The following is a 24333-nucleotide window of genomic DNA, read 5'->3' as shown; positions in this document are numbered from 1 at the left end:
GCCGTGGCAGCCCGCCACCAGCGCCGATGCAGCGGCAAGGACGGCCAGTGTGCGCCGATCCGCCCGCGGTCCCGGCGGCGATCCCGAACCTGCGCGACAAGCTCGCCCAGCTGCTGATGGTCGGGGTGAAGAACGCTGACGACGCCAGAGCCGTCGTCACCGACTTTCACGTCGGCGGCATCATCATCGACAGCGACACCGACCTGACCATGCTGCCCGGTCCGCTGAGCGACATCGCGCACGCGGCCACGCCGCTGCCGCTCGCGGTGGGCGTCGACGAGGAGGGCGGCCGGGTGTCTCGCCTGCGCACCCTGCTGGGCGGCCGGGGGCCCACCGCCAAGGAGATGGGTGCCGACGAACCGGGGGTGGTGGTCGGCGACGGGCCCGGTTTGGTGCCGCCGTGGCAGCCCGCCACCAGCGCCGATGCAGCGGCAAGGACGGCCAGTGTGCGCGCTAAAGCCATCCGGACATGCTGTCACGGGGCGTTTCAGCGCGGGGTTCGGGGGGCAAATCCCTTGCCATGTCCCCTGCCATGCCCCGGTTTACGCTGACGGCCGTCGCGGCCAGCATTGTTGCCGGCCTGTCGTTGGGCGCCGTGGCGACCGTCGGCGCAACGCTGCTGGCGCAGGGCGCCCCGCCGGCGGTGCGGAATGCGCCGGCGCCGGTGGTGGTCTCCACCGTGGTGCAGTACGGCGACCGGCTCGGTCCCGAGCCGAGGTCGCTGACGCCGTGACGGCAAGCCGGGTGCCGTCGTTCTGCTAGGTTGGCTCACCCTCGCCCGACCAATCACCTACGCAAGCCGGGTGCCGTCGTTCTGCTAGGTTGGCTCACCCTCGCCCGACCAATCACCTACGCAAGCCGGGTGCCGCCGTTCTGCTAGGTTGGCTGACTATGAACCGGATCGTCGCGCCCGCCGCCGCGAGTGTCGTCGTCGGCCTGTTGCTCGGCGCGGCCGCGATCTTCGGGATCACCCTGATGGTTCAACAGGACACCAAGCCGGCGCTGCCCGGTGGCGATCCAGGGTCATCGGTGCTCAACCGGGTCGAGTACGGCAACCGTAGCTAGCCAGACGCCGGTCCGGACCGCCGGACCCGCAAGACCCGCCGTGCATTCGTTGGTGACACCGCTCTCGCGCCGTTGGTTGATGCTGGTCGGCGCGGTCTCGCTGGTCCTGGCGTTCGCCCAGGCGCCCGGGCAGGTCTCGCCGGACACCAAGCTCGACCTGACCGCGAACCCGCTGCGTTTCCTGGCCCGGGCTACCAACCTGTGGAACAGCGAGCTGCCGTTCGGCCAGTCACAGAATCAGGCCTACGGCTACCTGTTCCCGCACGGCACGTTCTTCCTGGCCGGGCACCTGCTCGGGGTGCCCGGGTGGATCACCCAGCGGCTGTGGTGGGCGGTGCTGCTCACGGTCGGTTTCTGGGGGTTGCTCCGGGTCGCCGAGGCATTGGGCATCGGCAGCCCGACGTCCCGGATGCTCGGAGCAGTGGCATTCGCGTTGTCGCCCCGGGTGCTGACCACGCTCGGATCAATCTCGTCGGAAACGCTGCCGATGATGCTGGCGCCCTGGGTGTTGCTGCCGACGATCCTCGCATTGCGCGGCACGTCCGACCGGTCGGTGCGGGTGCTGGCCGGCCAGGCCGGGCTGGCGGTGGCGCTGATGGGCGCGGTCAACGCCATCGCGACGCTGGCCGGTTGCCTGCCCGCCGCCATCTGGCTGGTCTGTCACCGACCCAATCGACGGTGGCTGCGATACGCCGGCTGGCTGCTGGTGGCCGTGGTGGTGGCGATGCTGTGGTGGGTGGTGGCGCTGAGCCAGTTGCGCGATGTCAGTCCGCCGTTCCTGGACTTCATCGAATCCTCCGGGGTGACGACACAGTGGTCTTCGCTGGTGGAGATGCTGCGCGGCACCGACAGTTGGACGCCGTTCGTCGCGCCCAACGCGACCGCCGGTGCGCCGCTGGTCACCGGGACGGTCGCAATCCTGGGCACCTGCCTGGTGGCCGCGACGGGTCTGGCCGGGCTGGCCAGTGCCCCGACGCCGGCGCGGGGCCGGCTGATAACCATGCTGCTGGTCGGGGTGACGCTGCTGGCCGTGGGCTACAGCGGCGGGCTGGGTTCACCGGTGGCCCACCAGGTGCAGGCGTTCCTGGACGCGGGCGGCACCCCGCTGCGCAACGTGCACAAGCTGGGACCGGTGATCCGGATTCCGCTGGTGCTCGGCTTCGCGCATGTGCTGGGCCAAATCCCGCTACCGGGAAGTGCGCCGAAGACGTTGTGGCTGAAAGCCTTTAGCCATCCCGAGCGGGACCGGCGGATCGCGGTGGGGATCGTCGCGCTCACCGCGCTGCTGGTGAGCACGTCGTTGGCGTGGACCGCGCGGCTGACCCCACCCGGCACGTTCCGCGCAATTCCGGACTACTGGCACGAGGCCGCCGATTGGCTCAGCGCGCACCAGCACGGGCGGGTGCTGGTGGTGCCGGGCGCGCCGTTCGCGACCCAGGTGTGGGGCACCACCCACGACGAACCGCTACAGGTGCTGGGCAGCAGCCCGTGGGGTGTGCGCGACTCCATCCCGCTGACGCCGCCGCAGACCATCCGTGCGCTGGACTCGGTTCAACGGCTGTTCGCGGCCGGCCGCCCGTCCGCCGGTCTCGCCGATGCCCTTGCCCGACAAGGTATTTCGTATCTGGTGGTGCGCAACGACCTGGACCCCGAGTCGTCGCGTTCGGCGCGGCCGATCCTGGTGCACCGAACCGTCGCCGGCTCACCCGGACTGGCCAAGGTCGCCGAGTTCGGCGAGCCGGTGGGTCCGGGTTCACTGGAGGGCTTCGTCAACGACAGTGGCCTGCGCCCGCGGTATCCGGCGGTGGAGATCTATCGCGTCGGCCAGACCGCCAACCCGGGAACGCCGTACTTCGTCGACGCCGACGGCCTGCCGCGGGTCGACGGCGGCCCCGAGGTGCTGCTGCGCCTCGACGAACGCCGACGCTTGCTGAACCAACCGGCGCTGGGGCCGGCGCTGATGACCCAGGACGCGCTGGCCGCCGGACTTCCGGCCCCGCTGGTGACCGTCACCGACACCCCGCTGGCCCGGGAAACCGACTACGGGCGCGTCGACAACCACTCGTCGGCGATCCGCGCGCCCGGCGACGCCCGGCACACCTACAACCGGGTGGCCGACTACCCCGTCCCCGGCGCCGACCTGGTGTACGGCGGCTGGACCGGCGGCCGCGTCACGGTCTCGAGTTCGTCGTCGGACTCGACCGCGCTGCCCGATGTCGCTCCGGCCACGTCGCCCGCCGCCGCGATCGACGGTGACCCGGCCACTGCGTGGGTGTCCAACGCGCTGCAGGCCGCCGTCGGACAGTGGCTCCAAGTGGACTTCGACCATCCGGTGACCAACGCCGTGCTGACCCTGACCCCCAGCGCGACCGCTGTCGGCGCCCAGATCAGGCGCATCCTGATCGAGACCGTCAACGGCAGCACCACGCTGCGGTTCGACGAGGACGGCAAACCCCTCAGCGCCGCCCTGCCGTACGGCGAATCCCCGTGGGTGCGGATCACCGCGGCCGGCACCGACGACGGTTCGGCCGGTGTGCAATTCGGCATCACCGACCTGTCCGTCACCCAGTACGACGCGTCCGGCTTCGCCCATCCCGTGCAGCTGCGGCACACCGTGTCGGTGCCGGGCCCGCCGCCGGGCACCGCGATCGCGCGCTGGGACTTAGGGGCTGAGCTCTTGGGCCGGCCGGGCTGCGCGCAGGGGCCCAACAACGTGCGCTGCGCGGCTTCGATGGCGCTCACCCCGGAGGAGCCGGTCAATCTCAGCCGCACCCTGACCGTGCCGACGCCGGTGTCGGTCATCCCCGCGGTATGGGTGCGCCCGCGGCAAGGTCCCAAGCTGGCCGACCTGATCGCCGAACCGGGCACCACCCGGGCACGCGGCGATGCGGACCTGGTCGAGGTGCTCGGCTCGGCTTTCGCGGCCACCGACGGTGACCCAGCCACCGCGTGGACGGCGCCGCAGCGGGTGGTGCAGCACAAGGATCCGCCGACGATCACGCTGAACCTGCCGCGGGCGACCGAGGTGGCCGGGTTGCGGCTGTCGCCCAGCCGTTCGTCGCTGCCCGCGCATCCGACGATGGTGGCGGTGGATTTGGGTGACGGCCCGCAGGTGCAGGCGGTGCGGCCGGATGCAGAGGCGCAGACGCTGCCCCTGCATCCGCGTGTGACCGACACCGTCACGGTCAGCCTGCTCGACTGGCAGGACATCATCGACCGCAACGCGCTGGGCTTCGACCAGCTCAAGCCGCCCGGCCTGGCCGAGGTCGTGGCACTGGGCGCCGACGGCAACCCGATCGCGGCGGCCGACGCCGCGCGCAATCGCAGTCGGGAGGTCACCGTCGACTGCGACCGTGGTCCGGTCATCGCGGTGGCGGGTCGGTTCGTACACACCTCGATCCGGACGACGGCGGGCGCGCTGCTGGACGGCTCACCGATTGCGGCCACGCCGTGCGAAGCCGAGCCGATCGCGCTACCGGCGGGGCAGCAGGAGTTGTTGATCAGCCCCGGCGCCACGTTCGTCGTGGACGGCGCCCAACTCTCCGCGACGCCGGAATTACCAAGTGCGGGAATGACTTCCGCGAGTACCGGTATCTGGGGGCCGGACCGCCGCGAAGTCCGCGCGTCCTCGTCGCCGACCCCGCGGCTGCTGGTGATACCAGAGAGCATCAACCCCGGTTGGGTGGCACGGACCCGCGACGGCACCCGGTTGACGCCGGTAGCGGTGAACGGCTGGCAGCAGGGGTTCGTGGTGCCGGCCGGGGACCCCGGCACCATCACGCTCACGTTTGCGTCCAACTCGGTGTACCGGGCCGGTCTAGCCGTCGGGCTCTGTCTGCTGCCGCTGCTGGCGGTCCTCGCGTTCTGGCGGCGGCGCCGGGCGGCCGACGACGATCCGGCCGCCGTCGCCTGGACGGCCGGGCCGTGGGTGGCGGTGCCGCTGCTGGGCGCCGGAGCGCTAATCGCGGGCGCACCCGGTCTGGTGGTGGTCGGGGCCGCAATTGGGTTGCGGTACGGGCTGCGGGACCGTGCGCGGTTGCTGGACCAGATGACCGTCGGTCTGGGTGCCGGCGGCCTGATCCTGGCCGGTGCACTGCTGTCGCGGCATCCGTGGCGCTCGGTGGACGGGTATGCCGGGCATTCGGCGAGTGTGCAACTGTTTGCGCTGATTTCAGTTGCCGCGGTGGGCGCCTCGGTGGTTGCGTTCCAGGCGGCGCGCTCCGACGGGGAACGGTAGTTGGCTGTTTTGTCTCGGGCTGGTTGACTGGCTACTGAGGAGTTGACCGCCATGGCATGGTTTTCGGCACCCGAATACTGGCTCGGCAGAATCGTGCTCGAGCGTGGCGTGGCGCTCATCTATCTGATTGCGTTCGTCGGGGCCGCACAGCAATTCCGGCCGCTGATCGGAGAACGCGGCATGCTGCCGGTGCCGGGTTTCCTGGCGAAGCGGTCATTTTGGCGGTCGCCGAGCATCTTTCACCTTCACTATTCGGACCGGATGTTCGCTGTCGTCAGCTGGTCCGGAGCGGCGCTGTCGGCCGCGGTGGTGGCCGGAGCAGCAGATCTGGTGCCGCTGTGGGTTGCCATGCTGATATGGCTGTCGTTGTGGGTCCTTTACCTGTCGATCGTCAATGTGGGTCAGACGTGGTACGGGTTCGGCTGGGAATCCCTGCTTTTGGAGACGGGGTTCCTGATGGTGTTTCTCGGCAACGCGCGGGTGGCGCCGCCAGTGCTGACGTTGTGGCTGGTGCGCTGGCTGCTTTTCCGGGTCGAGTTCGGCGCCGGGCTGATCAAGATGCGCGGCGACCGCTGCTGGCGGGACCTGACCTGTCTGAACTACCACCACGAGACCCAGCCGATGCCGGGCCCGCTGAGCTGGTTCTTCCATCATCTGCCCACACCGCTGCACCGGATTGAGGTGGCGGGCAACCATTTCGCGCAGTTGGTGGTGCCGTTCGGACTGTTCGCTCCGCAACCGGCGGCTGGGATTGCCGCCGGCATCATCATCGTCACGCAACTGTGGTTGGTGCTGTCGGGTAATTTCGCCTGGCTCAACTGGCTGACAATTCTGTTGGCGTTCAGCGCCGTTGACCAGTCGTGGCTGGGCCTCGATACGCCCCACCCAGGATCACCGCCGCTGTGGTTTGTCGGTCTGGTGATCGCATTCGCGGCCGTGATGGTGGTGCTGAGTTTCTGGCCGGCGCGCAACATGTTGTCGCCGCACCAGCGAATGAACGCGTCGTTCAACTCATTTCATCTGTGCAACACCTACGGCGCCTTCGGCAGCATCTCGCGCACCCGCTGGGAGGTGGTGATCGAGGGCACCGCCGAGGTCGAGCCTGCGGAATGGAAGGAGTACGAATTCAAGGGCAAGCCCACCGGCGTGCGTCGCATGCCGCGGCAGTGGGCGCCCTACCACCTGCGGCTCGATTGGCTGATGTGGTTCGCCGCGATCTCGCCCGGTTACGCGCTGGGCTGGATGACACCGTTCCTGCACCGGCTGCTGCGCAACGACGCGGCGACGCTACGGCTGTTGCGGCACAATCCTTTTCCCGATGCTCCGCCGCGGCAGGTGCGGGCGCAGCTGTACGAATACCGCTTCACCACTCCGGCCGAATTGCGGCGTGACCACGCGTGGTGGCACCGCACCCTGATCGGCAGCTACCTGCCGCCGCTGTCTTTGTCTAAGGGAGCAGGCTCGCAAACAGATTCGCGAGATTGATGCCGGAGGCGAAGTCACCGGAATTCGCAATCCCGGAACTGAACAATCCGGTGTTGAGGATCCCGACCGTGCTGCCGTCGCCGGTCAGGGGGCCACCGTAGTTGCGCAGACCGGTCAGCTCGAAGCCCTGGTTGAGAATGCCCACGCTGCGCAAGCCGGTGTTCAGCAGTCCCACACTGCCGATCTTGCCGGTGTAGTTGAAGAGGCCCGCATTGCGCCCGCCCGGACCGGAGTTGTTGGCGCCAGAGTTGTTTCCGCCTGCGCTGGTGTTGTTGAATCCGGAGTTGCCGGCGCCGGTGTTGCCGAAGCCGGAGTTGGGCTGGCCGCTGTCCGTCCCGATCCCGATGCCGGTGTTGACGTTGCCCGCGTTGAAGGCACCGGTGTTGGTGTCGCCGGCGTTGCCGAAGCCGGTGTTGACGTTGCCCGAGTTGAAAAGCCCGGTGTTGCCGCCTAATTGAGCACCTGAGTTGAAGCTGCCGAAGTTGGCTCCGGCGCCGGTGTTTCCGCTTCCGAAATTGAAGCCGGCACCGGAGTTGAAGTCGCCGAAATTGTGTCCTCCACCGGAATTGAACATGCCCATGTTGCTGCCGGCGCCCGAGTTGAACGCGCCGAAGTTCAGCGGGCTGGAGTTGGCGAAGCCGGTGTTGATGTCGCCGGAGTTGGCGAAGCCGAAGTTTCCGACGCCGGAGTTCGCGACGCCGACATTGCCGCTGCCCGAGTTGAAGAACCCGATATTGCCACTGCCCGAATTGAACAAACCGATGTTGCCGCTGCCCGAGTTCAGCGGGCCGATGCCCACTTGGTTGTCCCCTGTAAGCCCGATGCCGAAATTGTTGTTTCCGGTGTTACCGAAGCCGACGTTGCCGTTCCCGGTGTTGCCGAAGCCGACGTTGTTGTTGCCCGGCACGCCACCGGCACCGGAGTTGCCGCTGCCGATATTGCCGCTACCAATATTGCCGCTGCCGAAGTTGTCGCTGCCCAAGTTGCCACCACCGAAGTTGGAGTGGCCGGTGTTGCCGAAACCGAAGTTGGTGCTGCCTTGATTGCCCGAGCCCATATTGCCGCTGCCGGTGTTTCCTGAGCCGAAGTTCTGATTGCCCGTGTTGCCGCTGCCGGCATTCCCGTTTCCAGTATTGCCGCTGCCGAAGTTGGCACTGCCGGTATTGCCGCTGCCCCAATTGGTGTCGCCCCGGTTGCCGAAGCCGACGTTGAGATTTCCTCGGTTGCCCAAGCCAAGGTTGACCGGGAGGCCTTCGATGGCTGCCGCCCAGGGCCGTAGCTGCGCCGCGGCCGCGGACGCGCCGGCGTGGTAGGCGGCCATTGCCGAGACGTCGGCGGCCCACATTTGTTCGTAGACGCTTTCGGCCGCCGCGATCGCAGGGGCGTTGAGCCCTAACCAGTTAGACCTAATGAGCTGTGCGAATGCGGTGCGGTTGAGCGTGACCGCTTGCGGACGGATGGTCGCCGCCTTGGCGGCTTCGAAGGCGCCAGCTGCGATTTTGGCCTGGCCAGCGGCGTCGGCTGCTCGTGCGGCAGCGGCATTCAGGAACCCCACGTACGGCGCGGCCGCAGCCGTCATCGCTTTCGCGGCTGGACCCTGCCACGCTTGGCCGGTCAACCCGGTGGTCACCGACGCGAACGTTTTCGCGGCCACGGCAAGTTCGTCGGACAGGCCTGCCCATGCCGTTGCGGCCTGCAGCATCGGGCCTGAGCCCGCGCCGAGAAACATGCGCAGCGAGTTGATCTCGGGCGGCAGCACCGCGAAATTCAATGGACAACTCCTCGCCAATTGGCTATCCCTGGCCGGGACCGCTCGATCCTGCCATGCGCCGATACCCGTCCGACGCCGAATGGCTAATCTGCGGCGCCGGGCGAAATCAAGCTGCGTCCCCGTCGTCGTCCTCGGGCGCGAACAGCTTCTCGGGATGATGGAACGTGTTAGTGCGTGGTTGGCCGTGGTCGAGGTGCGCCGGTGGGAGCCATTGGGTTTGGCCGCGAGTGTTTTTGCGGGTGGTCCAACCCTTTTCGGCCAGTCTGTTGTCGGGTCCGCACGCGAGGGTGAGGTCGGTGATGTCGGTGCGGCCGGTGGTGGTCCAGCCGGTGACGTGGTGGACCTCGGTGTGATCCGGCGGTTGGTCGCAGCCGGGTCGGGTGCAGCCACCCTCGAGAGCGTGCAGCATGAGCCGCTGTGCGGGGTTGGCGAAGCGCTTGGCGTGGTAGAGGGCCAGCGGTTTGGCGTCGTCGAAGACCGCCAGATAGCGATGGGCCTGGGCGGCCATGCGGATCAGGTCAGACATCGGGATTAGGGAGCCGCCGCTAGTGCGGGCCTTGCCGGTGCCGGCTTCGAGATCCTTGAGCGTGGTAGTCACGATCACCGTCACGGGCAGCCCGCGGTGCTGGCCCAGCTGTTCGGAGGCGAACAGCGTCCGTATCGCGGCGGCCAGTGCGTCGTGGTTGCGCTGCCCGGTGCTGCGGATATCAGCCTTGGCCTCATCGGCGGGGTTGGCCATACCGGCGGCGGCGAGTTTGGCGAGCATGGCTTCGATCAGCGCCCGTAGTTCGGGGGTGATCAACCCGGACAGGCGCGTCATGCCGTCAAACTCTTGCTTGCCCAGCATCAGCGTGCGTTTGCGGGCGCGGTCCTCATCGGAGTAGTCGCCGTCGGGGTGCAGCAGGTCCATGAGTTGGCGGGCGTACTTGGCGACCTGCTCGGGACGGTACTCGCGCGCCTTGCCGGCTAGGTCGGCCTCGGCGGCCTCACGGGTGAACACATCGACGTAGGTGGGCAGGTGGGTGAAAAAGTCGCGGATGACTTTGATGTGTCCGTCGCCGATCACTCCTTGTCGCTGGGCGCGTGCGGTAGCGCTCAACGTCGGCGCCAAGGGTTGCCCGGTCAATGCGCGCCGTTCACCGAGATCCTCGGCCTCGCCGATACGGCGGCTGGCTTCGGCTTTGGTGATCCGCAACCGATCAGCCAACGCGCACGACAGGGTGCCACCCAATTCTTCGGTGCCGGCTTGGGCGCCGAGCTCGTTGATCAGCACATGCTGGGGCACCCGCAGCCGCCGACCCACACGCTCCAAACGCTCCAAGGCCCGCAACCGCTCCGAATTCGTCAACACCTCAAACGACAACCCACACAACCGATCCAACTCCGCATCGAGCGCATCGAAGACCCCCACGATCTCCTCACGCGAACCCGAAACCATAACCACATGCTATGCGGAGCCACTGACAAGTTTTTTGCGCAAATCGACTGCCGCGTCGACTTTTATCGCGATCCGTCACGCCAGGTATCGGGCAGCAAAGGCGCGCTCGGACCGGCACCGAAATCGTCAACTGCCAGCGTGGCCAGTCCGGCGGCACGCACCCCCGCGTCGGCCACGGTCCCCGCGAAACCCATTGGCCCAGAACCGAGTCGCGACGGTACGCAGACCACCGGCATCGATGCGTCCCCAACCGGCTCATCGCCCGCATCCAAAAACTCGTACCGGTAACCGCGGCCGATGGCTGAACGCCGCTGTCGAGCAGCCCGGTCCTGGTCTCGGTGCCCGAAGGATGCCGGGGTAGCCGCCGCTGCGGTGTCAGAGGCTCTGTCGGGCAATGAGATTCGGGCGCTCATTCCCCAGCCGATACCGGGTCCGGGCCCACCGACCAAGTAACTCGGCCCATCGATGCCGACCGTAACCGGTGATGCCGTCGCTGGTGCCGCGGGCGCCGGTGAAGTGGGCACGGGCGACGCGGCCGGGGCGGGGGCCGGCGCGGGCGCCAGCGCTGGGGCTGCCAACAGCGCCGTCGGCGGCGGCAACTGCTGTGCGGTAGCGGCCGGCACCGAGGCGGGCGACGCAACCGGGGCCGCGATCTGAGCCAAACCGGCCAACCCGGCGAGCCCGCTCAGATTCACTGTCGCGAGATCGAGGAAAGCGGGCACCAAAAGCGGAGTCAACTGGACCAGAAATCGCAACGTCCGCAATGTCCAGTTGACCGCTCGATAGGTCTGCCAGGCAAAGAAATATGCAACCAGGGCAGGGAAATTCGCTGGATTCGTCAGGTACTGCGGGATGTTGGTTTCCAGGTACGCCAGCGCCTGTTGATTGCCGCTGAAGAAGTTGGGCAGGTTCTGCAGGAACTGCAGTGGCGTCCAGTTGGGTTGGCCCTGCCCGGGGATTTGCGCACCGTCCGGACCGAAGATCATCTCCCAAATCTCGGCGGGCGTCGGCAGCTGGAAACCGTTGCCGGCTCCACCTCCGCCTCCGCCGCCACCTTTACCGGTGCCGCCACCAGTGCCGTTACCAGCGCCGCCCCCGCCACCTTTACCGGTGCCGCCCCCACTACCGTTACCTCCGCCGCCTCCGCCACCGTTACCTCCGCCGCCTCCACCACCCGCGGCGGCGGCCGCGTTCACCGTTTCCGTGGTCGCCTGATACGTGCTCATCGTGGTCGCGGCCTGTACCCACATCCGCGCGTAGTCGGCCTCGTTGACGGCGATCGGAATGGTGTTGACACCAAAGAAATTCGTGGCCACCAGTGCTGCGTGAACGGCATGGTTGGCGGCCAATTCGCCCAGCGTCGGCATGGCCGCCAACGCCGCGGTGTAAGCGGCCGCCACCGCCTCCTGCCGGGCTGCCCGCTGGGCGCTGATAGTACTGGCCAACATCAGCCATTGCAGATAGGGCCCATGGGCCGCCGTGTAAGTCGCCGCCGACGGCCCTGTCCACGCCTGCTGCGCCCCGCCCAGGACGGCAGTCAATTCCGTTGCCGCTGATTCGTATTCGACGCTCAGCCCGGTCCAAGACTGTGCGGCGGCCAATAACGGGCCCGGCCCCGGACCGGAACTGAGCAGGGCCGAATGCACCTCCGGCGGAGCAGCCATCCAGACCGACGGCAGCATCGTCAGGCACCCATATATGTCGTTGCCGCCGCCGCGTCACCGACCGCATAACTAATGCCTGCCGCGCCGACCCCGATGCCCGCTCGGGCCAGCACCTCGACACCGACCGCGGCCGCCGCCTCGTGTTGGTTGGCCTCCTCGCTGAACTGCAACGCCGCCTGCACGGACACCGGGTCGGCGGCGGGAGGCAATACCACCGACACGATCGGGGCCGCCGCTTCGTGCGCGGCCGCCAGCCGAGCCGCGATCGCTTCCACCGCCGCACTTGTCGTCGCCAAACCCTCGGGAACGACTCGCAAGTACATCAGTCCCCCTCATCACGCGTGGACACTCGCACAACGGAGGCCATCACCCAGCCCAGCGCACCCGCGGCGAGACCAAAACCCAGGTGGCACAACACCTTCTCCGCCAGACCGGGTAACACCAGCATCGATCCGGCCAACGCGACCAGGTGAATCGGTGCGGCCGCGAGCACCACCAACCATTGTCGGCGCGGCGCCACACCTGCCACCGCATACAGCAACACCGCGGCCGCCAAATAGCGCGTACCGCCCATCGGCGGATGCAGGGAAACGGCGGCGAGCGTCGCGGCGACCCCAACCGCTAGCACCGTCGACCGCCGGCGGGTCGTCAGGACAACCGCTACCAACATGGTCAGCCAGATCAACCCGCGGTGACCGGGCAACCCCATGGGAATGCGAATGTCCGCGTAGCCGGCAATAACCACGACCGCGAGCAGGGGAAAAAGGATTTCCCGCGATAAGCGCGCCGCGCGGGACGTGGTGCTGGCCGGCTTCGCCCGAGATGGATTGACCGTCGACGACGTCATCACGTGCGGTAGCTTACTCCGAATTCATCCGCATCTGCGGGTGCATTCCTGCGTAATCTCTGTGCATGCGGATTATCGCCACTGTAGCCGGACTGCTACTCGCGATCACCATCAATGCATGTGGCACGACGGACGCCGCCGGCGAACTCGTCGTCCAGCAGAACGATCGGGTGCTGCAACGCTTCAGCCTGCACCAGCTGCGCGACCTACCACAGATCGAAGTCCCGACGCCCCAGTCCGGGGGAGCGCACGTTCAGAAAGGACCCACCGTGCGCTCGATCGTGAATGCCGCGGGCGTGACGGACATCGAAAGCGTGCGGGTGGAAGGCCGCGATCCGGCCCAGACATTAGTCGCCGCCGAACTCACCGACCGGGTCATCCTGAGCATCACCAAACGAAACACGGTCAAGCTCACCGGAACTCCGCTTCCCCGCGATCGATGGGTGCGCGACGTCGTCCGGTTGGTCGTCAACTCATGAGCCGCGCGCTGGCCGGGGTGGACCTGCTCATCGGCATCGACGACACCGACAACCTGCTCAGCCCGGGAACGGGTCGCCGCGCCCGGGCGCTGCTGCGCGAGCTGACCGACGCAGGACTTGGCACTGCGGCCGGCGCCACCCGGCACCAGCTACTGGTCGACAATCGAATCCCCTACACGTCGCACAATTCCAGCGCGTGCCTGGCCTGGCGAAGCCCCGCCCAGGATCCGCTGGCGGTGCTGGACCACGTGGTCGATGTGGCCGGTCGATTCCTGGAACGGGTCTGTCCCCCGGATGCTGATCCCGGACTGGTGGTGGCCATCCCAAGTCAGTTGAGCGATACCGCGGCACTGGTCGAATTCGGGCGGCGAGCCAAACGAGAAGTTCTGCGCACCAACGATGCCCGCGAACTCGCACGGAAGCTCGGTGTGCATCTCTCCGGACATGGTGGCACCCAGGACGGGGTGCTGGGCGCATTGGCCGCGGTGGGGTTGCACCTCTCCGGTGACGACGGGATGTTCATCTCCCTGCCCGGGCTCTTCGAACTACCGCACGAAACCACCCTCGACGAGCTACCCGCACTGGTGCCCCTGGACCACGTGCGGGACAGCGCTGGTCGCCGGCCCGAATCGCGCGAACCCATCGAGCTGGGCGACTGGGTGCGTCCGGTGCTGCTCGACGGCCGGGTGGTGTTGTTGCTGGATCCGCCGCGCGAGCTACCGGACGGCAGCCGGACATGGCGCACCGCGCCCCGAGCGATCGTGAAGCAGCACTGAGCGACGGTAGGATTCGTCCGTGCCGCAGCTACGCATCCGGGAAGCCGCCGAGTTGCTGGGCGTCAGCGATGACACCGTGCGGCGGTGGGTCCAGCAGGGCGCGCTGGCGGCCGGTCAGGACGAATCCGGCCGCAAGGTGATCGCCGGCGACGTGCTGGCCGAATTCTGGCAGCACAACGCGCCGGCCCCGCCGATCAATCCACTCGGCGTCACCAGCTCCGCGCGCAACCGCTTCGTCGGCCTGGTCACCAGGGTGATCAGCGACAAAGTGATGGCCCACGTCGAAATGCAGTGCGGGCCACACACTGTGGTATCCCTGATGAGCACTCAGGCCGCGCGGGAGCTGAAGCTGGAGCCCGGCAGCATCGCGGTGGCCGTCGTCAAGGCCACCACCGTGATTGTGGAGGTACCCGATAGATCTTCGTAACTACAGCGTCTCGTCCAACTCCCCAAGCCGATCGGTCAACCGCAGGTTCTCCGAGTAGTCGACCGGGCAGGCGATCAGCGACACCCCGTCGTCGTCCAGGGCGGTCCGCAGCGTCGGCAGCAGATCCTCGGCCCTCTCGATCCGGTACCCTTTGGCGCCGAACGCTTTTGCGTAGCTCACCACATCGGGGTTGTTGAACGAGATGTAGTGGTGCTCGCCGAGCTCGAGGTCCATCTTCCACTCGATCAGCCCGTAACCGCCATCCTCCCAGATCAGTACCACCAGCGGAATCTTCTCGCGCACCGCCGTCTCGATCTCCTGGGAGTTCATCAGGAAGGCCCCGTCCCCCACCACGGCCAGCACCTTGGCATCCGGCCGGGCCAACTTCACCCCGAGCGCACCGGGTAGCGCAAAACCCATGGTGGACAACCCGTTTGAGATCAGGCAGGTGTTGCGCTCGTAGGTCGGGTACAACCGCGCCATCCACATCTTGGTGGCGCCGGTGTCGACGAGCACGACGTCGTCGCGCCCCAGGGCGGCACGCGTATCGGCGACCACCCGCTGCGGTGTCAGTGGGAAGCTCGAATCCTGTTGGCCACGTGCGAATTCCTCCTCCAACAACCCGGACCCCGGCACGTCGGAGTCATCGAAACGCTGACCGTCGAGGGCGTCGGCGAGCTCGTTGAGCGAGTCGTTGATGTCACCGATGATCCCGACCTCGACCGTGTAGTGCGCGTCCACCTCGGCCGGGAACCGATGGATGTGGATGATCTTCTTGTCGCCCTTGGGGTTGATCCGGACCGGGTCGAATTCCTGCAGTTCGTAGCCGACCGCGATCACCACGTCGGCGTTGTCGAACCCGAAGTTGACGTAGTCGTGGCGCATGAACCCCAGCGTCCCGATGCTGTTCGGGTCGTCGTCGGGCATGACGCCCTTGCCGTGGAAGGTGTTGGCCACCGGGATCCCGGTCTCCTTGGCGAACCGGACCAGCGCGTCGGTCGCATCGCTGCGCGCCGCCCCGTGTCCCGCCAGGGCCACCGGGCGTTTCGCGTTGCGCAGGACGTCGACCGCGCGCGCCACCTGCCGGGGCGCCGGCGCCTCTGCGCGAACGACCCTGCGCGGCAACGGTGCGAGTTCGTAGTCCGCGTCGTCCTGGTCGATGTGCTCCGGAATGGCCAGGTAGACCGCCGCGGGGCGTTCGGTCTCGGCGAGCTTGAAGGCCTTGCGGACCATCTCGGGGATGGCGTGCGCGGTCGGCACATCGGCGGCCCACCGAGTGATCGGGGCATACATCGACACCAGGTCGACGTACTGGTGGGATTCCTTGTACTCGCGGTCCTGACCCACCTGGGCCGAGATCGCCACCATCGGGGTGCTGTTGGTGGTCGCGTCGGCGACGCCTAGTTGCATGTTGATCGCGCCGGGCCCCAGGGTCGCCGACACGACCGCGGCGCGCCCGGTGACCCGCCCGTACATCTCGGCCATGAACGCCGCGGCCTGCTCGTGCCTGGTCAGCACGTAACGGATATCGGACGAGGCCAAGGCCTGGATGAGGCGAATGTTCTCCTCACCCGGAATGCCGAAGACGACGGAAACCCCCTCGTTTTCCAGGCACTTGACGATCAGCTCGGACGCTGTGGTCATCCGCCACCTCCCTTTCGCCACACCTGTCGGTGACGATGCGGTTCGGGGATCGAACCACTGAGGAACCGACAATTCGACAGTAGTGGCAGGCTAGATATATCGACCCCTTTCAAGTACCCCAAGACGAAGGATGTCAGCGTGCCAATAGCCACCGTCAACCCGGCCACCGGCGAGACAGTCAAAACCTTCACCCCCGCCACGGACGAGGAAGTCGACGCCGCGATCGCCCGCGCCTATGAACGCTTCCTCGACTACCGGCACAGCACCAGCTTCGCTCAGCGTGCCGAATGGGCGAACGCGACGGCTGACCTGTTGGAGAAGGAGGCCGACGACGTCGCCGCGATGATGACCCTCGAGATGGGCAAGACGCTGGCGTCGGCCAAGGCGGAAACGCTGAAATGCGCGAAGGGTTTTCGCTACTACGCCGAGAACGCCGAGAAGCTGCTTGCCGACGAACCGGCGGAAGCCTCGAAGGTCGGGGCGAAGCGGGCGTACGTCCGGTACCAGCCGCTCGGCGTGGTGCTGGCCATCATGCCGTGGAACTTTCCGCTCTGGCAGGCGGTGCGATTCGCCGCGCCGGCCCTGATGGCGGGCAACGTCGGAATCCTGAAGCACGCCTCGAACGTGCCGCAGTCCGCGCTATATCTGGCCGACGTGATCAGCCGCGGCGGATTTCCGGACGGCTGCTTCCAGACGCTGCTGATCCCGTCCGGCGCGATCGAGCGGATCCTGCGTGACCCCAGGGTCGCGGCGGCAACGCTGACCGGCAGCGAGCCGGCCGGTCAATCCGTCGCAGCCATCTGCGGTGACGAGATCAAGCCGACCGTCCTGGAACTCGGCGGCAGCGACCCGTTCATCGTGATGCCGTCGGCGGACCTCGACGAGGCGGTCAAGACCGCGGTCAAGGCGCGTGTTCAGAACAACGGCCAGTCCTGCATCGCCGCTAAGCGGTTCATCGTCCACGCCGACATCTACGACGCGTTCGTGGACAAGTTCTCCGAGCAGATGCAGGCGCTCAAGGTTGGCGACCCGACCGACCCGGACACCGACGTGGGTCCGCTGGCCACCGAGTCGGGCCGGGACGAAATCGCCAAGCAGGTCGAGGACGCGGCAGCCGCGGGGGCGAACATTCGCGTCGGCGGTGAGAAGCCGGAGGGTCCGGGCTGGTTCTACCCGCCGACGGTGATCACCGACATCACCGAGGACATGGCGCTGTACAAGGAGGAGGTGTTCGGCCCCGTCGCCTCCGTCTACCGCGCGGCCGACATCGACGAGGCCATCAAGATCGCGAACGCCACCAGCTTCGGGCTCGGGTCCAACGCGTGGACCAACGACGAGGCCGAGCAGGAGCGGTTCATCGATGACATCGAGGCCGGCCAGGTGTTCATCAACGGCATGACGGTGTCCTTCCCCGAACTCGGCTTCGGCGGCATCAAGCGGTCGGGCTACGGCCGCGAGCTGGCCGGCCTCGGCATCCGGGAATTCGTCAACGCCAAGACGGTCTGGGTTGGTGAGTCCGAGGCGCCAGACGCGGGCGCCGGCAAGACGGTCGAGTGATCAGCGGGTAGCGGCCTCCACCCCCGCCCCAGCCCCCCGCGAGCAGACGCAGAATCGCACGCAAACCGCTCGCGCCGTGCGATTCTGCGTCTGCTCGCCACTGGACTAGGGGGAGCTAGGGGGTGTTAGACGGCGGCCAGCGCGCGCTGGTCCTCGTCGGCGAAGTCGTCCTCGAGCTGCACGGGCGAGTAGTCCAGGTCGATCTCGCCGACCGGACGGCCGCGGGCACTGCTGATGGTGCCGAACCGGCGCATGCCCTTGTCGGTGGAGTACTGCAGCATGTCGGCCGGCGACAGGTCGAACGGCGGCTCGTCGCCGTAGAGCGCGAAGCCGTCCTCGGTCAGCTGCAGCGCCAGCGGGATGAGCTCGTTCATCCGGTCCTCGAACACCGTCCAGTTGGTGTCGTCGGCGGCGACGTGGCGCCGGCAGGTGAACGTGCCCCACGCCATGTGGCGCCGCTCATCGTCACCGATGCGGCGCACCAGCTCCTGCATGCCGGGCAGGATGCCGCGCTCGACGCAGATCTTGTTCCAGGCGTAGTAGCCGGTGAGCGCCAACATGCCTTCCACGATGTGGTTGTAGGTGACCGAGGCCCGCACCTGGGCGGCCGGTGACGGGTCGTCGGTCAGGGCGTTGAGGCAATCGGGCAGCACGTCGTAGAAGATCTGGCGGTAGGTCGGCAGGTCGTCGAGGTAGCCGTGCAGGTCTCCGGTCATGCCGACGGCGTCCAGCCACATCCGGAACACCTGGACATGCTTGGCTTCCTCGAACGCGAACTGGGTCAGGTACATCTCGTCGCCGAGCCGGCCCTCGGCGCGCATGGCCGCCATGAAGGGCTGGATGTCCTCGGTGACCGCCTCCTCGCCGGCGATGAACTGGGCGCACAGCCGGGTGGCGTAATCGCGCTCGCGGTCGGACAGCTTCTCCCAGTCGTCCCGGTCGCGGGAGAAGTCGATGTCGGCCGGGTTCCAGAACTTCGCGTTGCCGCCCGCGAACAGCTTGAGCGGCAAGCTTTCCCAGTTGAGGCCGCCGGCCACCATGGAGCCTGATCGGGTTCGTGTCATGTGATCCCTACCTTTCTTGGGCGATCGTGGTGGGCCGCGCAGGGCTGTCGGCCGACCGGCGGGGTGAGAAGGCATCGGAGAGGACGGCGACCAGCCTGCGCACTGCCAGCGCCGGCTGCTCGGGGGTGGGCTCGTCCAGACCGAGGATCGGGTCCAGACCGCGCATGTACGGCGCCAGCGCCAGGTGCGGGAAGATCATCAACAGCAGCGACAACAACGCGTCGGTGTCCGAGTCCGCCCGCAGGTCACCGCGGCGCTGCGCCTCGGTCACCAGCGGCCGCAGCACCTCCAGGTAGTGCCGGTGGATGACGTTCCGGACGCTGATCCGGGCGTCGGTGTCCACTTCCAGCGTGGCCGCCGCGTGCAGCGCGCGCTCCCGGGGATGTTCGGCGTAATAGGCCACCCAGGCGTCGAGGAGATCGGTGAGGAAGTCGAAGAACGGCCGGCTGGAATCCAGCTCGGCGATGATGCCCTCGACGTAGCCGCGGACCCGCTGGCTGGCCACGTCGGCGATGAATGCATACAGGTCGCGCTTGTCCGCGAAGTATTGGAAAAGGCTGCCTTTGGCGACGCCGGCCCGCCGGGCGATGACGTTAAGGCTGCCGTTGGAGAAGCCGTGCGCGCCGAACTCCGCCTCAGCGGCTTCGATGACGGCGGCTCTGCGAGCCGGGTCGACACGGGCCCAGGTAACCGTCGGCATGAGGCCCCCTCCCAACAGAATGACCACTGGTCATACTACTGTGAGGGACCTCACAGTCAAGGATTTATGGATTCATTTCGTACGCGCCGTTGAGCGGCAGCACGTAGTCCTTCCAGACCTTGTCGTAGGTCGCCGGGTCGTTGGTCGGGCGCCGGATCATCCGCAGCGCGAACCGGGCCTGCTCGTCGGTGGTCGCGGCCTTGTCGTTGAGTTCGACTGCGTAACTGTTGAAGTCGCGGACCAACAGCCCGAAGATCTCGTCGATCAGCGCCTCGTCCACACCCGACAGCGGTGCCTCCTCGAGAATCAGCTGCGCGTAGGGCACCAGCGCGAAGATCTGGCCCACACCAAAGGCGAAGTCCACGTCCTTCTGCTGAGCGGCGTCCGGAGTGGCGGCGGCCAGCATCTCGGCCAGGACGTCGATCTGCTCGCGCAGCAACGCGACGTTAGGCAGGTGCGCGTAGCTGTCGAATGGAGCCCGCCAGTCGTGGAAGCGGACCTTGCCCAGGCCGCCGGTGGGTCCCTGATTGAACAGGAACGTGTCGTCGGCGGCGTCGTCGCGGCGACCGATCAGGGGCAGCGCCGTGTCCGGCGCGAACAGGAAGTTGGGCATGAATTTCGCCAGCAGGCCGATGTTGATGTGCACGGTGCCCTCCAACCGGGGCAGCAGCCCGATCTCGCGGGCCACCGTCTCGAAGAAGGTGTCCTTCTCTACGCCCTTCGCCGCGATGACATCCCAAAGCGCGATGATGACGCGCTCGCCCTCGCTGGTGACCTTGGCCTTGGTGAGCGGGCTGTACAGCAGGTAGCGACGGTCGTCGGCGGACGCGCTACGCATGTAGTCGCTGGCCCGGCTGGCCACCAACCGCATCGCCACCAACCGGACGTAGGCGTCGGTGAGCAACCGGCGCACGTGGCTGAAGTCGGTGACGACGGTGCCGTACAGATGCCGGTTGGCGGCGTGCGTGATCGATTCGTAGAAGGCGTGGGTGCACATGCCGATGGCGCCCCAGCCCAGGTTGTACTTGCAGACGTTGACCGTGTTGAGCGCGGCGTGGAACGCCCCCATGCCGCGGTGCAACAGGTCGGCTTCGGTGACCGGGTATTCGCGCAGTGCGTAATTCGCCACGTAGTTCTGCGAATTCACCACGTTCTTCTTCAGCTCGTACCGGTCGTGCTGGGAGTCGGCGGCGAAGAAGACGTACTCGTCGGGGTTGCCCGACGAGCCCGCGATCTTGCCGAAGGTCGACACCATCCGCGCCACGTTGGCGTTGCCGATGTAGTACTTCTCGCCGCTGGCGGTCCAGCCGTGTTCGGAAGGCGTGAGGATCATGTCGGTCTGGTAGACGTCGGCACCGTGGGTTTGCTCGGACAGGCCGAACGCAAACACCTCTCCCTGCTCCAGTTGAGCCGCGGCCTTGCGCTTGGCGTCCTCGTTCTCGCTCATCCAGATGGGGCCCAGCCCCAGGGCGGTCACCTGGAACGGGTACCAGTAGCTCAGGCCGTAAAAGCCGATGATTTCAGCGAATTCGCTGATCCGGTAGGTGTCCCAACGAGCGGCCGCGGCTGGATCGGCGGCGCCGTACTCGGCGGGGGTCAGCAACGACGCGAAGATCCGGTTCTGCCCGATGAAGTTGAGAAAGTCGGAGTACCAGAGGCGTTCGTGGTCGTCGTGCTTGAGCTTGGCCTTGCCGCGGCTTTCGAAGAAGTCCACCGTCGCCTGCATGATCTCGCCCGAACGGGCGTCCGGATATTTGCGTTGCAGGTTGTGGGGATTGAGCAGCATGAGAGGGGCTCCCGGGCGGTCTGGCAGGAGGTGGGCAGGACGGGTTGACCGTACTGCAATACCGGATGAGCCGGAATAAAACGACCCTGTTGGTAAGCCGCTGCGGCCACCTAGCATCAAGGGCGTGTCAGAACTCAATACCACACGCGGACCCATCGATACCGCGGACCTCGGCGTCACGCTCATGCACGAACACGTTTTCATCATGACCACCGAGATCGCGCTGAACTATCCGGATGCCTGGGGGGATGAAGAGCAACGGGTGGCCGACGCGATCACCCGACTCAACGAACTGAAGTCCCGCGGCGTGGACACCATCGTCGACCTCACCGTGATCGGCTTGGGCCGTTACATCCCGCGCATCGCCCGGGTGGCCGCCGAGACAGAGCTGAATATCGTTGTGGCAACCGGGCTTTACACCTACAACGACATCCCGTTCCGATTCCACTACGAAGGCCCGGGCGGGTTGTTGGGCGGCCCGGAGATCATGACCGACATGTTCGTCCGCGACATCGAAGAGGGCATTGCCGACACCGGCATCAAGGCCGGCATCCTCAAGTGCGCCACCGACGAGCCCGGCATCACGCCCGGCGTCGAACGTGTGCTGCGCGCCGTCGCCCAGGCCCACAAGCGCACCGGGGTGCCGATCTCCACCCACACCCACGCCGGGCTGCGGCGCGGCCTCGAGCAGCAGCGCATCTTCGAAGAGGAGGGCGTGGACCTCACCAGGGTCATCATCGGACACTCCGGCGACAGCACCGACGTGGGTTACCTCGAGGAACTGATCGCCGCCGGCTCCTACCTCGGGATGGACCGGTTCGGGCTCGACGTCATCTCACCGTTCGAACAGCGGGTCGACATCGTGGCGCAGATGTGCGAGCGCGGGCACGCCGACAAGATGGTGCTCTCGCACGACGCCAACTGCTACTTCGACGCGCTGCCCGAGGAACTGGTGCCGCAGATGGCGCCGAATTGGCATTATCTGCACATCCACAACGACGTGCTGCCGGCGCTCAAGGAGCGCGGTGTCACCGACGAGCAGATCCACACCATGCTCGTCGAGAACCCGCGCAAAATCTTCGATCGGCAGGGCGCCTATCAGTGACGGTAGCGCCGATCGGAACCCAGATCTCGCAGCTGGCCGAGCTCGCCCCGGACGAGCCGGCGGTCACCTGCGCCGGGCACACCCTGACCCGCGCCGAGCTGGACGCCTCGACCAACCGACTGGCGCGCGCCTACGCCGAACGGGGTGTCACGCAAGGCAGCTACGTGAGCATCGTGCTGCCGAACTCAGTCGAATGGGTGCAGGCGACGGTAGCGTGCTGGAAGTTGGGCGCTATTCCGCAACCGCTGTCGCCGCGGATGCCGGATGCGGAGTTTGCCGGTCTGCTCGAGCTCAAACCCCGCTCACTGCTGGTCGGGCGAGCCGATCCCCGCGGTGGTGATCGTCAGCGCGGCGTAGCCGGGCGCAACGGGTCGCCACCATCCGGACAAGGTGAGATTCCCAGCGTGCCAACGGGTTTCGTTGACAACTCACAGTCGGACGCGCCGCTGCCCGAAGCGGTGTCACCGGCCTGGAAATCGCTGGCCTCCGGCGGCAGCACCGGACGCCCCAAGCTGATCGAGGCCGGCGGCGACAGCCGCGTGCCGGCCGCCATCGGCTACCCCCTGGGCGCGCAGGAAGGCGACACCACGCTGGTGCCGGTGCCGCTGAGCCACAACACCGGGTTCACCACCGCGACAATGGCGCTGCTGATGCGTCACCACCTGGTGCTGCTGCCCCGGTTCGATCCGCACGAGTTCCTCCGGCTGATCGCCGAGCACCGGGTCACCTTCCTGACCACCGTGCCGACGATCATGCAGCGGGTGCTGCCGGTGTACAACGCCGACCCGGGTTCCTATGACCTGTCCTCGATCCGGCGCTTCTGGCACGTCGGCGCGCCCTGCCCGCCGGCCGTCAAAGAGGCCTGGATCAAGTTGCTCGGACCCGAGGCGCTGTGGGAACTGTACGGCGGCACCGAACTGCAGGCGCTGACCTTCATCAACGGCGAGCAGTGGCTGGCCCACCCGGGCTCGGTCGGCCAGGTGGTGGCCGGGGAAATGAAGGTGCTCGACGACGACGGCAACCCGTGCCCGCCGGGCGTGGTCGGCGAGATCTACATGCGTCCCAGCCCGGGCAGCGCGCCGACCTACCGCTACGTCGGCGTCAAGGCCAAGAGCCGGGACGGCTGGGACTCGCTGGGCGACCTCGGATATTTCGACGCCGACGGCTTCCTGTACCTGTCCGACCGGCGGGTCGACATGTTCACCGTCGGCGGCCGCAACGTCTACCCCGCCGAGATCGAGAACGCAATGTCCGCGCATCCGGACGTGTTGTCCTGCTTGGTGGTTGGCGTCCCGGACGAGGACCTGGGGCAGGTGCCGTACGCGTTGGTGCACACCATCGCCGGATCGGAGCTGGACGCTGCCGCGGTGCAACGGTTCGTCGGGGAGCATCTGGCCGCCTACAAGGTGCCCCGCACCGTGGAATTCGTCGACACGCCGTTGCGCGACGACGCCGGAAAGGCGCGCCGATCGGCTGTACGTGATGAGGTGGTAGCACGACTACACTCTGGCCAACCCCGGGAGGATCGGCCGTGAACCAGCCCCAGTTGGACGCGCAGTATTCGGCCCTCAGCGATGTGGGGTGTCAGCGAAACGAGAACCAGGACCGCTGGGGAGTGGACGCCGACCAGTGGCTGTTCATGGTGGCCGACGGGGTGGGCGGCAGCCGGGACGGGGCACTGGCCGCCCAGACCATGGTCGATGTGCTGCCGCGTTACGTCGCTCATCACCTGCCGATGGATCAGCGTGATCAGCCGGATGCCGCCGAGCGGCTGGGCCGCGCGGTCTCCGAGCTCTCCGATGACCTGCACGCCAAGGCACAGGACGATGCCCGCTACGCCGGGGCCAACAGCACCCTGGTGACCGCGCTGATGGCCGGCTCGCGCCTGTTGGTCGCCCATCTGGGCGACAGCCGCGCCTACCTGCGCCGCGACCAGCAGCTGCAGCGGCTCACCCGCGACCACACCCTGGTGCAGGCACTGGTGGACGCCCACCAGGTCGACCCCGAGGACACCGGCCAGCACCGGGCCCGCAGCGTGGTGACCAAGTACATGGGCATGAAGCCGCCCGCGCGGGCCGATGCCGGCACGCTGGATCTGCATCCCGGAGACCGGATTCTGCTGTGCAGCGACGGTCTGCACGGCGTGGTGAAAGAGCCTGGGCTGGCGCAGATTCTGGATGCGAACCCCGATCCCGGCTATGCCTGCGCGGCGTTGATCGCGGCGGCCCGGGAGGCCGGCGGACCCGACAACATCACCGCGCTGGTGATCAATATCGCGCACGGCTAGG

At 67.3% G+C, this 24333-nt stretch carries 21 protein-coding genes; 12 read left to right on the top strand and 9 right to left on the bottom strand.

Going from position 1 to position 24333, the window contains the following annotated elements; genetic code table 11:
• The 5 genes from A5645_RS29400 to A5645_RS06395 all read left to right on the top strand — a co-directional run.
• Nucleotides 1–551, top strand: a 551-nt coding sequence (locus tag A5645_RS29400; RefSeq protein WP_436405472.1) for a glycoside hydrolase family 3 N-terminal domain-containing protein, incomplete at its 5' end; no start/stop codon positions are given.
• Nucleotides 533–733 (top strand): DUF2613 family protein, encoded by a 201-nt coding sequence (locus tag A5645_RS27575; RefSeq protein WP_155767871.1) that lies wholly within the window; start codon nucleotides 533–535, stop codon nucleotides 731–733. The genes A5645_RS29400 and A5645_RS27575, both read left to right, overlap by 19 nt.
• 158 nt (nucleotides 734–891) lie before the next feature.
• Nucleotides 892–1065, top strand: a complete 174-nt coding sequence (locus A5645_RS06405; RefSeq protein WP_065036638.1) for a DUF2613 domain-containing protein — start codon at nucleotides 892–894, stop codon at nucleotides 1063–1065.
• A gap of 52 nt (nucleotides 1066–1117) precedes the next feature.
• Nucleotides 1118–5302 carry an alpha-(1->3)-arabinofuranosyltransferase gene (locus A5645_RS06400; RefSeq protein WP_155767870.1) on the top strand — a complete coding sequence of 1395 codons (4185 nt, stop codon included), beginning with the start codon at nucleotides 1118–1120 and terminating at the stop codon, nucleotides 5300–5302.
• A gap of 51 nt (nucleotides 5303–5353) precedes the next feature.
• Nucleotides 5354–6787, top strand: a complete 1434-nt coding sequence (locus A5645_RS06395; RefSeq protein WP_065128937.1) for a lipase maturation factor family protein — start codon at nucleotides 5354–5356, stop codon at nucleotides 6785–6787.
• On the opposite strand, the gene A5645_RS06390 is transcribed toward A5645_RS06395, so the two are convergent.
• From A5645_RS06390 to A5645_RS06370, 5 genes are all read right to left on the bottom strand, one after another.
• Nucleotides 6750–8558, bottom strand: coding sequence for a PPE family protein (locus A5645_RS06390; RefSeq protein WP_065128936.1), 1809 nt, complete (start codon nucleotides 8556–8558; stop codon nucleotides 6750–6752). The two genes, A5645_RS06395 and A5645_RS06390, sit on opposite strands and share 38 nt — an antisense overlap.
• Before the next feature lie 106 nt (nucleotides 8559–8664).
• A complete protein-coding gene (locus tag A5645_RS06385; RefSeq protein WP_065128935.1) occupies nucleotides 8665–9996 on the bottom strand; it encodes an HNH endonuclease signature motif containing protein in 1332 nt (443 codons plus the stop codon).
• A 62-nt stretch (nucleotides 9997–10058) separates the two neighbouring features.
• Complete coding sequence (locus A5645_RS06380) at nucleotides 10059–11678, bottom strand: PPE family protein (RefSeq protein ID WP_081288187.1); 1620 nt, start codon at nucleotides 11676–11678, stop codon at nucleotides 10059–10061.
• Between the two features lie 2 nt (nucleotides 11679–11680).
• On the bottom strand, nucleotides 11681–11983 hold the full coding sequence (locus A5645_RS06375; protein ID WP_065128934.1) for a PE family protein: 303 nt from the start codon (nucleotides 11981–11983) through the stop codon (nucleotides 11681–11683).
• A complete protein-coding gene (locus A5645_RS06370) occupies nucleotides 11983–12507 on the bottom strand; it encodes a hypothetical protein (RefSeq protein WP_253866861.1) in 525 nt (174 codons plus the stop codon). The genes A5645_RS06375 and A5645_RS06370 overlap by 1 nt, the downstream gene beginning before the upstream one ends.
• 65 nt (nucleotides 12508–12572) lie before the next feature.
• Here A5645_RS06370 and A5645_RS06365 point away from each other — a divergent pair, with 65 nt between their 5' ends.
• From A5645_RS06365 to A5645_RS06355, 3 genes are read left to right on the top strand one after another with little or no spacing between them, the layout of a single operon-like run.
• Nucleotides 12573–12986: a hypothetical protein gene (locus A5645_RS06365; RefSeq protein WP_065128933.1), complete on the top strand. Its 414-nt coding sequence runs from the start codon at nucleotides 12573–12575 to the stop codon at nucleotides 12984–12986.
• Nucleotides 12983–13762, top strand: a complete 780-nt coding sequence (locus A5645_RS06360) for a hypothetical protein (RefSeq protein ID WP_065128932.1) — start codon at nucleotides 12983–12985, stop codon at nucleotides 13760–13762. The genes A5645_RS06365 and A5645_RS06360 overlap by 4 nt, the downstream gene beginning before the upstream one ends.
• A gap of 19 nt (nucleotides 13763–13781) precedes the next feature.
• A complete protein-coding gene (locus A5645_RS06355) occupies nucleotides 13782–14189 on the top strand; it encodes a TOBE domain-containing protein (protein ID WP_065128931.1) in 408 nt (135 codons plus the stop codon).
• On the opposite strand, the gene A5645_RS06350 is transcribed toward A5645_RS06355, so the two are convergent.
• Complete coding sequence (locus A5645_RS06350; RefSeq protein WP_065128930.1) at nucleotides 14190–15833, bottom strand: acetolactate synthase large subunit; 1644 nt, start codon at nucleotides 15831–15833, stop codon at nucleotides 14190–14192.
• Between the two features lie 138 nt (nucleotides 15834–15971).
• Between A5645_RS06350 and A5645_RS06345 the strand changes: the two genes are divergently transcribed.
• Nucleotides 15972–17390 carry an NADP-dependent succinic semialdehyde dehydrogenase gene (locus A5645_RS06345; RefSeq protein WP_065128929.1) on the top strand — a complete coding sequence of 473 codons (1419 nt, stop codon included), beginning with the start codon at nucleotides 15972–15974 and terminating at the stop codon, nucleotides 17388–17390.
• A gap of 125 nt (nucleotides 17391–17515) precedes the next feature.
• Here the strand turns inward: A5645_RS06345 and A5645_RS06340 are convergent, their stop codons facing one another.
• The 3 genes from A5645_RS06340 to A5645_RS06330 form a co-directional block, all read right to left on the bottom strand.
• Nucleotides 17516–18454, bottom strand: coding sequence for a R2-like ligand-binding oxidase (locus A5645_RS06340; RefSeq protein ID WP_065036200.1), 939 nt, complete (start codon nucleotides 18452–18454; stop codon nucleotides 17516–17518).
• 7 nt (nucleotides 18455–18461) lie between these two features.
• A complete protein-coding gene (locus A5645_RS06335) occupies nucleotides 18462–19154 on the bottom strand; it encodes a TetR/AcrR family transcriptional regulator (RefSeq protein ID WP_065128957.1) in 693 nt (230 codons plus the stop codon).
• A 64-nt stretch (nucleotides 19155–19218) separates the two neighbouring features.
• Entirely contained in the window at nucleotides 19219–20940 is a 1722-nt protein-coding gene (locus A5645_RS06330) for an acyl-CoA dehydrogenase family protein (RefSeq protein ID WP_065128928.1), read from the bottom strand.
• 124 nt (nucleotides 20941–21064) lie between these two features.
• Here A5645_RS06330 and A5645_RS06325 point away from each other — a divergent pair, with 124 nt between their 5' ends.
• The 3 genes from A5645_RS06325 to A5645_RS06315 are packed head-to-tail and all read left to right on the top strand — an operon-like array spanning nucleotide 21065 to nucleotide 24332.
• Nucleotides 21065–22045 carry a phosphotriesterase family protein gene (locus tag A5645_RS06325; RefSeq protein ID WP_065128927.1) on the top strand — a complete coding sequence of 327 codons (981 nt, stop codon included), beginning with the start codon at nucleotides 21065–21067 and terminating at the stop codon, nucleotides 22043–22045.
• On the top strand, nucleotides 22042–23580 hold the full coding sequence (locus tag A5645_RS06320; protein ID WP_065036203.1) for an AMP-binding protein: 1539 nt from the start codon (nucleotides 22042–22044) through the stop codon (nucleotides 23578–23580). The genes A5645_RS06325 and A5645_RS06320 overlap by 4 nt, the downstream gene beginning before the upstream one ends.
• Entirely contained in the window at nucleotides 23577–24332 is a 756-nt protein-coding gene (locus A5645_RS06315; protein ID WP_065036204.1) for a PP2C family protein-serine/threonine phosphatase, read from the top strand. The genes A5645_RS06320 and A5645_RS06315 overlap by 4 nt, the downstream gene beginning before the upstream one ends.
• Nucleotide 24333 lies beyond the last annotated feature (1 nt).

Source organism: Mycobacterium asiaticum (genome assembly GCF_001673635.1).
Lineage (GTDB): Bacteria > Actinomycetota > Actinomycetes > Mycobacteriales > Mycobacteriaceae > Mycobacterium > Mycobacterium asiaticum_C.
The sequence above is the reverse complement of the archived record's forward strand: the minus strand, read 5'-3'. Positions and strand labels throughout refer to the sequence as shown.

Bases quoted from the DNA above. Each gene is read 5' to 3' on its own strand.
- A5645_RS06360 (WP_065128932.1), top strand. From the start codon at position 12,983: ATGAGCCGCGCGCTGGCCGGGGTGGACCTGCTCATCGGCATCGACGAC.
- A5645_RS06385 (WP_065128935.1), bottom strand. From the start codon at position 9,996: ATGGTTTCGGGTTCGCGTGAGGAGATCGTGGGGGTCTTCGATGCGCTC.
- A5645_RS06340 (WP_065036200.1), bottom strand. From the start codon at position 18,454: ATGACACGAACCCGATCAGGCTCCATGGTGGCCGGCGGCCTCAACTGG.
- A5645_RS06370 (WP_253866861.1), bottom strand. From the start codon at position 12,507: ATGACGTCGTCGACGGTCAATCCATCTCGGGCGAAGCCGGCCAGCACC.
- A5645_RS06375 (WP_065128934.1), bottom strand. From the start codon at position 11,983: ATGTACTTGCGAGTCGTTCCCGAGGGTTTGGCGACGACAAGTGCGGCG.
- A5645_RS06405 (WP_065036638.1), top strand. From the start codon at position 892: ATGAACCGGATCGTCGCGCCCGCCGCCGCGAGTGTCGTCGTCGGCCTG.
- A5645_RS06365 (WP_065128933.1), top strand. From the start codon at position 12,573: ATGCGGATTATCGCCACTGTAGCCGGACTGCTACTCGCGATCACCATC.
- A5645_RS06380 (WP_081288187.1), bottom strand. From the start codon at position 11,678: ATGCTGCCGTCGGTCTGGATGGCTGCTCCGCCGGAGGTGCATTCGGCC.
- A5645_RS27575 (WP_155767871.1), top strand. From the start codon at position 533: ATGCCCCGGTTTACGCTGACGGCCGTCGCGGCCAGCATTGTTGCCGGC.
- A5645_RS06395 (WP_065128937.1), top strand. From the start codon at position 5,354: ATGGCATGGTTTTCGGCACCCGAATACTGGCTCGGCAGAATCGTGCTC.
- A5645_RS06350 (WP_065128930.1), bottom strand. From the start codon at position 15,833: ATGACCACAGCGTCCGAGCTGATCGTCAAGTGCCTGGAAAACGAGGGG.
- A5645_RS06330 (WP_065128928.1), bottom strand. From the start codon at position 20,940: ATGCTGCTCAATCCCCACAACCTGCAACGCAAATATCCGGACGCCCGT.
- A5645_RS06335 (WP_065128957.1), bottom strand. From the start codon at position 19,154: ATGCCGACGGTTACCTGGGCCCGTGTCGACCCGGCTCGCAGAGCCGCC.